Below are 10,145 nucleotides of genomic sequence, written 5' to 3' on the forward strand. Positions count from 1 at the left end.
CGCCGGGACGGCCCCGTCGGATCTCCAACCGTCCGAGCACGGAGTGGGCGAGCGTCGACAGTTCTCCGGCTCCGATGCGCTCGGACTCCCGGAGCACGTGGCGGCCGAGGGTGTCGGCGCGGTCGTGGCGCTCGGAGCGCAGGGCGAGCCGGGCACGGTCCAGCACGAGGTCGAGCGCGGCCGAGCTGTCGGCAGCCACGGGTCGCAGCACGAGATCGATCCCGTCGAGGAGCACGGTGTCGGCGCGGTCGGGATCCCCGAGCTGCTCGTAGGCAAGGGACATGCGCCGGTAGGCACGCACGGCGTCCTCGGATTCCGGGGCGGGATCTCGAGCCCGCAGCTCCTCGTACGCGCGATCCACCTCGGCCCGTGGGAGCGCCTCGTCGCCGACCGCCGTGTCCTGTCCGGAGAAGTGACCGAGCAGGAAGTCCGAGAGGGAACGCGCGTCCCGCGCCTGCTGCCGCGCTTCGCGGGTGGCGTCGACCAGCCCCACGCCGAGACCCGCGATCGCGATCAGGGCCACCACCACGGTCACCGCGAGCGGCCGATTCCGCGCCGCGGACTTGCGAAGGACGTAGGCGAGACTCGGCGTGGACATCTGCAACGGCTCGTCGCGCAGGTGGCGACGCAGGTCCTCGGCGAGTGCCTGCGCGGACGGGTACCTCTCCTCACGATCGTGGGCGAGGGCGTGCAGGCAGATGGCGTCGAGCTCGCCGCGCAGTCGGCGCGACAGGGCACGGACATCGGTTCCGCGCGCCCGTGCGATCGCGTCGGCGTCGTCGCCCCCCTGCCGCACACGGACGGAGGGCTGGATCCGCGGAGTCTTCGTGAGCAGATCGCGCTGCTGGCCGATGTCCAGGCCTTCGAGGGCATCGACGTCCACGACGTGCCGACCGGTCAGCAGCTCGTACAGGACGGCGCCCAGCGCGTGGACGTCGGCCCGCGTGTCCACCGGCCCGGCGAACCCGAACTGTTCGGGCGCCATGTAGAGCGGCGTTCCGAGCTGGCTGCCGGCCATGCTCTCCAACGCGTGTTCCGGCAGCGGATCGAGCATCTTGGCCAGACCGAAGTCGATGATCTTGACGACCGGCCCGTCCGCGGTGTCGGTCACCAGGATGTTCGCCGGCTTCAGGTCGCGATGCAGGATCCCCTGCAGGTGCGCCGCCTCGACCGCGCCGGCCGCCTGGAGGAAGACCTCCAGCCGCTCCTCGACTCCCAATCGGTTGCGATCGCAGTACTCGTCGATCGACTGCCCGTCGACCCGCTCCATCACCAGATACGGCAGACCCTCGTCGCTGGTGCCCGAGTCGAGCACGTGCGCGATTCCGGGGTGCCGCAGGCTGGCCAGGGCGGCCTTCTCGACCTCGAAACGGGCGTCGAGCTCGGAGTAGATCAGGTGAGGATGGATGACCTTGACGGCCACCTCGAGCTCCAGCCCACCGGATTGGCGAGCGGCGTAGACCGTGCCGCTGTTGCCCGTGCCGAGGACACGGTCGAGGTGCAGGCCGTGGATGGAGGGGAAAGGTGGCATGAGGGCGTAGACTCCCGGTAGTCGTCGAGGGAGCGCGGGGCAAGACTACGGTGCCGCAACTCTAGCCGAGACCCCGAAATGGGTCCACGCCTCTACTTCGCGACTCGCACGATGCGGAATCCGACACGCTTCTGTGCCACACCGTCTGGCGGCGACACGTCGAAAGCACTGCGAGCGGCAGCACGACAGTCGATCGCAACATCCCAACTCGACCCGCCTCGGTAACCTCCACCGACTCTGCCCTTGCCCGTGGCAGTCGACGGCGTGACTCCTCTGCTCGACTCGGATTTCACCGAACCCTCATCAGACGTCAGGATCGCACTCACCACCTTCGAGGCTCGGCCCCGACCGACGCTGTTGTTCGACGTCCGCTCGGTTCTCTCGTGTCCATCACTGATTCACACGGAACACCCTCGGCGGCACTCACCATCAGAGACGATGCCAGCGGGGTACCGGACACGACCAGTCAGGTGTCCAGCACCTCGCCAGAAGCGAACCTGTTTCAATTTCGGTAGACCTCGATGAGCAGTTCCGACTCGAGCATCGCCACAGGAGACACGATCGGCTCGTCGAAGTGTGGTTCGCCCCCGAATCGCTTCTCGATCTCCGCCGCGATCTCCGGATCGTCGAGCTCGAAGGCCCCCAAGGACTGCCTGGATCCGACCTCGATTCCGAGCCCATCGCGAAGAATCTTCCATACGAGTTCCGAGCAGTACATGCGATCGTTCGACCACTGGAACCACCAATCGTACTCGACTCCGATCATCGGCTCCGCCGCGCGATGCACGCGCTCCGCGGCGACTCCGCCTGACGGAAGGGCTTCGGGTTTCAAGCGCATGACCACGATATGGCCGTCGACACCACGTTCGATCCACTCGTCCAGCGGAGTCGACTGCACGGTCGCAATGGCCTCGAGCACGAAGGGCTCACCGTCTTCGATGTGTACGATCCCCACGTGGCTGTAGCGACTGTTCGTCGCCTTCTGGATGAGCCGACTCTGCGCCGACTTCGACTCGTGGAAGACGAGATCTCCTTCTCGGGGATGGTAGCCGTCGGCGCAACCGGATGCACTGGTCGTAAGCGCGGCGACTGCAATCGCTGACGCCAGGACCATCGCCACTTGCCGGGGCTTGCCCGGGCGCTTGCGCTCGTCTTTCATGGTTGATCACCTCCTCCCGCATCACGAGATCGCCCTCGGGCCCGACCATCGCTCCGTCACGGTCCGATGGGCAAGATACGCTCGTGGGAAACGCCCCGATCGATGAGAGCTCGCTCCACAGCCTGAACCAGACCCCATTCCGGCGACTTTCTGGAGAGTGAGTTCCCCAAACAGAGGATAGTCCCATCGGAGAAACCGATCCGCACGAACAGCGGATGACCGTGGCGCGACTCCTCGAGCCGAACGTAGCGAATCGCTTCGATGTGCTGACGACGGGGCGCGCGCGACCAGAGAGTGCTGTAGGTCAGGACCTCACCGTCGAACGAATAGACCCGCGCGAAGCTGAATGGGATCCGCCAGAGCCCCGACCAAAAAGACAACCCGACAAGGCACGCGGCGCTCGCAACGGCGACCGCCTTCAAGCCCGCCGATTCGATCTGGACACCGCAGCCGCTGCCAAGGGCCGTCAGCACGGCCAACACCAAGCACACCGCCACGAACCCAAGAGCCGCCATGTAACAAACGATATTCAGGACGTTCGAAACGACGCTGGTCGTTCCCTCCGTGTAGGCCCTGGGCGCCATGGTGATAGCCCTCGGAATCATGACGACAGTTTCGAGTGGGGCAGGGGCGCGCGACTTCGAGAGCATATTCGCGCACGACGGGGTTGGACGATTACCGCGCCGCGCAAGCGAACGGCGAGCGCCGGACGACGTCACCCGGCTCCTTGCCGCCCCTCACCAATCAGAGACGACGTTGCGACCGGAACCGAACACGAGACGATGGCCGTTCGGTTTTCTGTGCCCCGTCGTCTCTCCGAGTACGGGCAGGCAAGAATCTGCTCTTCGGCTTCCGAAGGAACGTACGAATCCAGAACGCGGTGGCGGGTCTCACCGCCCCTCCATCCTCAGGAATCCAGTGCTTCCAGCGACGCGCGGATCGCTGCTATACTGCTGCTCCCGCTGTCGGGGGCCACGCCTGGCAATGCCTCCCTGCGGGCTACAGACGCTGCGCCCACTGGCCAGAACCGTGGATTCCGGTCCGATTCCACGTCATCGCCGGGATACGCAGGCTGCCGAAGGCTCTTCGGACCCGCCCCATGGAACCTGCTCGCCACGACGACCTTCCGACCGAGACGCTCGTCCTGGATGCCGTCTCCGGCAGCTCGCGAGCCCGCGAAGCACTGTACACGCGGTTCCTTCCCGTGCTCCAGCAGTGGGCCCGAGGCCGGATCCCGCTCCGTGCCCGCGAGCTGCTCGACACCGACGACCTCGTCCAGGAGGCCGCGATCGGTTCGCTCCGCAACCTCGCGAGTCTTCGGCGCCACGGCGGCAATGGCTTTCTCGGCTATCTCAAGGCGGCCGTCTCGAACCGAATCCGCGACGAGATCCGCAAGGTGGGGCGGCATCCGGATGTGGTCGAGGTGCAGTTCGACATCCCGGACAAACGACCGGATCCCCTGCACCAACTGATGACGGGGCAGGACCTCGCGCGCTACGAGCATGCGCTCGGTCGACTCGACCCCTCGGCTCGCGAACTCGTCATCGCCCGACTCGAGTTCCACATGAGCTACAACGAAATCGCGATCCACAGCGGGAAGTCGTCTCCCGATGCAGCACGCATGGCGACCCGACGTGCGGTCCGGCGACTCGCGGAGCTGCTGGCCGATGACGTCTCGCCCCGATCCCCTGGATGAATGGGTCGGTCGCCTGTGCGACGGCGACGCGATCGACTGGAAACGCGAGCGCGACGAGCTGACCCGTGACGGTCGGCTCGACGACGACCACCTGCACCTGCTCGAAGCGTTGCGGGTGCTCGACCGGGTGCGGCAGAGCAGTGCCGCCGCCATGCCCGACGGCAACGATCGGCTACCCTTCCCGCTCTGGGGCTCGTTGCGCTTGATCCGCAAGCTCGGGCACGGGGCACGCAGCGAGGTCTACGAGGCACGCGACGAGCTTCTCGACAAGACCGTCGCACTGAAGCTCTTCCGTCCGGAACTCACCGAGGACGCGCTCGTGCGCACGCGCCTCCTGCAAGAAGCCCGCGACCTCGCGCGCGTGCAGAGCCGCCACGTCGCGACCGTGCTCGGCGTGCAGATCAACCTGGGTCGGCTGGGATTGTGGATGGAGCCGGTCCCCGGTGCCGATCTCGCCGCGCTCGTCGAGCGCGACGGGCTCTTTCCCGAAGCGCGCGCGATCCGCATCGGCCGACAGGTCGCCGAAGCGCTCGCGCGCATGCACGCGGTGGGACTGCTGCACTGCGACGTCAAGGCCGCGAACGTGATCCTGCACGACGAGGGACACGCCGTGGTCGTCGACTTCGGCGAGGTGCGTTCGATCGAACGCGCGCTCGACCTTCCCGAGGACCGCTCTGGAACCCTGCTGTACATGTCGCCGCACGTGCTGGAGACGGGCGCCTGGACGCCTCAGGACGATCTCTATTCGTTGGGCGTCCTGCTCTTCCATCTGGTGACGGGTCGCTATCCCGTGGAGGCGACCTCTCCCGAAGAACTCCTCGCCCGACACGCCGACGGCGATCGCATGGGCCTTGATTCGTGCCGAACGTCGATCTCACCCGCTCTCGTCGAGGTCGTCGAGGCCTGTCTGGACGCGCCGACTCCGACGCCCGCGCAAAGGACCACGGCGGATGCGATCGTCGGTGCCCTGCGCGCACTCGACGCGGAACCGAACGGCGAGGACCCACCCGAGGCCGACGGAGCTCCTGGCACACCGAGCCGTCGTCCGCCCGTCCTCGCCCTGCTCGCCATCGTCGTGCTCGCCGTATCGCTGGGTACGGTGCTGATCGTGGGCAACGACGACCGTCCTGCTCCGTCCGGTGCGGACCTGAGAGCGAACGCGTCGCCGTACGTCGTCCGCTACGACTTCGACGATGCCCTCGACCCCCTCGACCACCCCGATTTCGAGGTCGCCGGCTTCGATCCGTCGATCTGGGATCCCGATGCCTTCCCCGGTCAGCTCACGCTCTACACGCACCAGGGCGACACCTGGAACGAGGAGCGCAGCGGCATGACCGCGCGCAACATCGTGAGCATCGCCGCGCCGGGCGACTCGTTCGTCGTCACCACGCGGTTGCTCCACTTCTGGCCCCGGCACAACTGGCAACAGGCCGGCCTCATGATCATGGCCGACCAGCGCAACTATGTACGGCTCGGGATGGTGTCGTCGGGGCGCTTCGTCGACGGCGATCGCCGACAGGAACAACGCCTGCAGACGGTCTTCGAACGCGACGACGAGGTGCTCGACACCGCGTCGTACCATCTGTGGCTGACCACCGATGCGGACGGCGTGGAGCGCCAGCACCGCTTCGCCGACGACGGACCCGTCCCGCAGACGTGGTTGCGGATCGTCCGCCGCGGCGATCACTGGACGGTGATGTTCAGCGACAACGGCATCAACTACCGCACGTTGAAGGAACGCGAGTTCCCGCTGCACACCCCGCGCATCGCCCTGTACGCGCTGCACGGAATCGGCGAGGGACGCACGCTGAACCTCACGTGGGATCCGATCCCGGCGCGGTTCGACTTCCTCGACGTACGCGGCGTGCCGCGCAAGGCGTCGACGGCGGCCACGAGCAGTCGCGACTAGTTCGCCGACGACAACACGTTCCCGTCGCGATCCACCTCCAGCACGACGGCCCGGGACACCCGATCGTCGTCCACCCGGCCGACGATCAACCATCCGGCCTCCGTGTCCTCCACTTCCACGATGGTCGGCGGACTCTCGAAGGAGCGCTCGCGGACGACGGCGCCGGCCGGGTCGAGCACCCGGAATGCACGCCGTGTGCCCTCGGCGAACGTGGTGCGACTGCCGAGCACCAGGAGGTGGCCGTCGGCGTGGACCGCCACCCGCTCGATATCCCACGGAAGGTCGGGCCAGGAGGTCGTGGACCCGCCGCCGTCACGATCCAACCACGCGATCTCTTCGTCGCCCTGGATGATCAGGTAGCGACCATCCGGCGCCACACGGAGGGACCTGGCCCCGGGAATCGTTCGGTCCCACTGCTCGACGCCGGTGCGGGCGTCCACGCGGACCACGTGCCTCCTGGAGGTCGGCCACGACTGCTGCGCCAGGAAGACGAGCGCGGAGTCAGCGGCGTCGTAGACGATGGATCGCACGCGGGTCCGGGGTTGATCCCATCGCCACACCACGCCCTCGCCCGGGCCGAACAGCGCGAGCGGAGTCGCGTCCTCCACGCCGGTCCCGTCGAGACCGACCGCCACGCGTTCGTCGACGGTCGGGCACAGGGCCTGGACCCATTCTTCGTAGCGCCAGGATTCGGTGACCGGCAGGGAGATCCGTGTCTCTCCTTCGAAGGCCCCACCCAGCGGGTCGGACCAGCGGAAGCCGATCCACAGGCGGGGTCCCGAGCGCTGCACGCGGGCAACGACGACGCGCCCCTCCGCGTCGAGCGACCAGTTCTGATACGACTCTTCGGGATCGAGCACTTCACCCGTTCGCGTCAGGTCGCGGTCGTGGATCGTGTAGCGGCCATCGCGGCGGAACGCCCACCGATCGAGCACACGCGCGCGCCGGACGCCGAGCATCGACAGCGCCGGGCGCATCGCATCCTCGTCGATGCTCGCGCCCAGCGTTCCGTCGAGCGCCGTGAATCCCACGGGCGCCGTGTAGGGGCCCTCGTGCACGGTCCCGTCCTCCTCGGCGACCCATCGTGCCCGAAGGGTGTAGTCGCCGTAGGGCAGCGACTCGATCTCCAGCTCGTAGGGTGTCGAGGGAACGAGGGACGACACGACCGTCCTGCCCGCGGAGTCCTGGACCTCGAACTCGATCGAAACCGGGCGTCGCTGCCCGAAGCCACTGTTTCCGCGGCTCAGCGCGGCCTCGAACAGCGTCGAGGTCTCGGGCATCGAGACGTGGATCCCGCCGTCGACGGGACGCTCGATCGCGACCTCCGCGCCGATGAGTCCGTCGCGCTGCACCGGAAGGTCGGCCGTGGTCCGCCGTTCGAGATCGTCGTCGATCCAGGCCCGGGCCTCGATCGTCAGCGACGTCTTGTGGGCCCGCCAGTGCTCGCCCAGGTCGACCTCCACGCGCAGGAACGTCGTGCGCTGGTCACGCGCGCGCGCGATCACCGTGCCGTCGACGGCCAGGGAGACGTGGACGACGCGGCCGAACTCCGGATCGGCACCGCGGACCTCGTACACGACCGCTTCGAAGGCGTCGGGAACGTTCGGGCCGGCGATCCGCTCCAGCGTGATCGTCGGCGGGGTTCCCCCGGGATCCGCGGGCTCCATCGAGTGACAACCCGCGATTCCCAGGATGCAGACACAGGTGATGGCGAGCGCCACCGAGGCGCGCGGCAACGAGGTGCGCGACGCACACAGTCGGTTCATCGCGCCTCCCTAGAACGATCGCCGTAGGCCGATGGCGAGCAGTGCCATCTGTTCCTCGACGACCGTCCCACTGATCTCGAACCGGATCCCATCGGCCACCATCGCTCCGAGCGCGGCGCCCAGCGACAGACCGATCGCGTCCTCGGCGACGTCGAACTCGTCGTCGATCGAGATCCGCTCGTACACGAGACCGACCCGGCCCTTCACGTAGAAGCGATCGGTCGTCCGCGCGGTGAGATAGGCGCCGGCGAGCGTCATGTCCCACGGCGGACCGTTGCGCGTGTCGCCGCTGCCGACCGACAGGTCGAGCGCCGCCTCCGCACCCAGGCTCCACCGCTCGAGCCGGAGCGCCTCGCGCCCCACCGTGAGACCGACGAGCCGGGGTCCGGTCTTCAGACCGTTGGGCTCCTTCGACGAGGTCCGCAGGGCGCCGAAGCGCACGCCGACCTCGGTCTGGGCCGTGACGTCCGTGCCGATGCCGAGGATCAGCAGACAGGTGAGTCCGACGAGGATCCGCGTGGCGTTCGGGCGCATCATCGTGCCACCTCCAACGGAACGATGGTCGAGAAGGGAATGGCGAGGATGCGTTCCGCCGAGTTCGGACTCGACGACGACGATTGGGTCATCCACCCGAAGACGAAGGGGCCGTCCGGCCTCGGCACCACCAGACTTCCGAGTGCGTGGACCCGCCCCGGACGCGCCGTCCGAATCGCGTCGATCGACCCGTCGGAACGGACGGAGACGAGCACCGCGGAATCGGTGCGCTGGCCGGAGGAGCTGAACGACGTGGTCGCGTCCCCGCGTCCCGTCGCGTACAGGAGTCCGTCGCCGCCCACGGTCAGGTCCTCGAGCGACAACTCCGCATCGCCCGTGCGATCGGCCGAGATCACCTGCTCCCAGAGCAGCGTGCCCTCGGGCGAACAGGCGGCCAGGTAGATCGACTCGTCCTGGAGTGTGGCGCCGACGTAGGTCCGGCCGGCGTCGTCACGGGCGACGCGCCGATTCTCGAAGTCGCCGACGGCGCTGAAGCTGCGCTGCCATCGCTCGCCGGTCGCGGGCGACCACAGCCAGACGAGCGCATCGCCGGATCCCTCGCTCGTGACGAAGGCGAGATCGCCGTCCGCCGCCGAGTGGTCGGCATCCACGGGCTCGTAGTCGAACTCTTCCTCCACGACGGTCGATCCGTCGAGGGCGACGGAGTACAGGAGCGGATTCTCTCCGAAGTCACGCTCGGTGCCCAGGTAGACGACGCCGTCGGCGGTCGACGTCGCGGCGAGCACGCGGCGGTCGTCCGGCGTGGCGATGCGGGACGACAGGGGCTCGTCCTGAAGAATGGTCCCGTCGCCGTCGAGAATGGCCACCCGTGCATCGAGGTCCGCGCTGAACGACGGCAACGCGTAGCTCACGATGATGCTCCCGTCGGGGCGGACCACGGCCCGTGCCCACCGCGACGGCGCCTCCATGTCGACGCTCGGGAGAACCGTCGACCAGACCGCGTCCAGGGACGCATCCCGCTTCTGGACGATCGCACCGTCCCCCGACACCCCCACCACGATCATCCCGCCGTCGGCCGTGGACGTCGCGCTCGAGAGGAAACGCATGCCCGTCCAATCGACACCACTCGGAGACTCGGGGATCAGGGTGAAGGACCGCGCCGACGACCAGGTCGTGTCGGGCGTGTCGGAACCCGGCTCGGTGATCCCGGCCCTCCAGTAGAAGGTCCCGAGATCCGACAGGGCGATGTCCGCCCGCGCGCTGTTCGACACCGTCCGGTCGCGCAGCAGCGTGGTGAAGTCGGCGTCGGTGGCGATCTGGAACAGGGCCATCTCGTCGAACTCGAGAAAATCGATCTCCAGGTACAACGTCGGCGTCCCGAGCGACACGATCAGCGTCTCTGCATCGCGCGGATTGTCGAGGACCGGCATCCGCGGCGGCTCGTCGGCCGGTGGATCGGGATCGACCGGCTCGTCTCCGACCAGGTCGACACGCAGGGAGTCCGTGTCGACGTGCCCGACGGCGTCCGATACCCGGGCGAAGATCAGCAGTCTCCGCCGGCCGTCGGCAAACGCCTCCCGGGCTCGTTG

Annotated in this window: 8 protein-coding genes; 2 read left to right on the plus strand and 6 right to left on the minus strand. The window is 67.9% G+C overall.

Going from position 1 to position 10,145, the window contains the following annotated elements; all coding sequences use genetic code 11:
- The 3 genes from VKA86_06040 to VKA86_06050 form a co-directional block, all read right to left on the minus strand.
- A partial coding sequence (locus VKA86_06040; protein ID HKK70758.1) for a serine/threonine-protein kinase occupies positions 1-1,531 on the minus strand: 1,531 nt, incomplete at its 3' end.
- Positions 1,532-2,033: 502 nt separating this feature from the next.
- Positions 2,034-2,690 carry a YiiX/YebB-like N1pC/P60 family cysteine hydrolase gene (locus VKA86_06045; protein HKK70759.1) on the minus strand — a complete coding sequence of 219 codons (657 nt, stop codon included), beginning with the start codon at positions 2,688-2,690 and terminating at the stop codon, positions 2,034-2,036.
- 56 nt (positions 2,691-2,746) lie between these two features.
- The gene (locus tag VKA86_06050; protein ID HKK70760.1) at positions 2,747-3,274 is read right to left on the minus strand and encodes a hypothetical protein; all 528 of its coding nucleotides are present in this window, start codon (positions 3,272-3,274) and stop codon (positions 2,747-2,749) included.
- A 515-nt stretch (positions 3,275-3,789) separates the two neighbouring features.
- Here VKA86_06050 and VKA86_06055 point away from each other — a divergent pair.
- The gene (locus VKA86_06055) at positions 3,790-4,386 is read left to right on the plus strand and encodes a sigma-70 family RNA polymerase sigma factor (GenBank protein HKK70761.1); all 597 of its coding nucleotides are present in this window, start codon (positions 3,790-3,792) and stop codon (positions 4,384-4,386) included.
- On the plus strand, positions 4,358-6,295 hold the full coding sequence (locus VKA86_06060) for a protein kinase (protein ID HKK70762.1): 1,938 nt from the start codon (positions 4,358-4,360) through the stop codon (positions 6,293-6,295). The genes VKA86_06055 and VKA86_06060 overlap by 29 nt, the downstream gene beginning before the upstream one ends.
- Here VKA86_06060 and VKA86_06065 read toward each other — a convergent pair.
- The 3 genes from VKA86_06065 to VKA86_06075 all read right to left on the minus strand — a co-directional run.
- Positions 6,292-8,061 (minus strand): hypothetical protein, encoded by a 1,770-nt coding sequence (locus VKA86_06065; GenBank protein ID HKK70763.1) that lies wholly within the window; start codon positions 8,059-8,061, stop codon positions 6,292-6,294. The two genes, VKA86_06060 and VKA86_06065, sit on opposite strands and share 4 nt — an antisense overlap.
- A gap of 9 nt (positions 8,062-8,070) precedes the next feature.
- Positions 8,071-8,598 (minus strand): hypothetical protein, encoded by a 528-nt coding sequence (locus VKA86_06070; protein ID HKK70764.1) that lies wholly within the window; start codon positions 8,596-8,598, stop codon positions 8,071-8,073.
- Positions 8,595-10,145, minus strand: a 1,551-nt coding sequence (locus tag VKA86_06075) for a hypothetical protein (GenBank protein HKK70765.1), incomplete at its 5' end; no start/stop codon positions are given. The genes VKA86_06075 and VKA86_06070, both read right to left, overlap by 4 nt.

Source organism: Candidatus Krumholzibacteriia bacterium (genome assembly GCA_035268685.1).
Taxonomy (GTDB): domain Bacteria; phylum Krumholzibacteriota; class Krumholzibacteriia; order JAJRXK01; family JAJRXK01; genus JAJRXK01.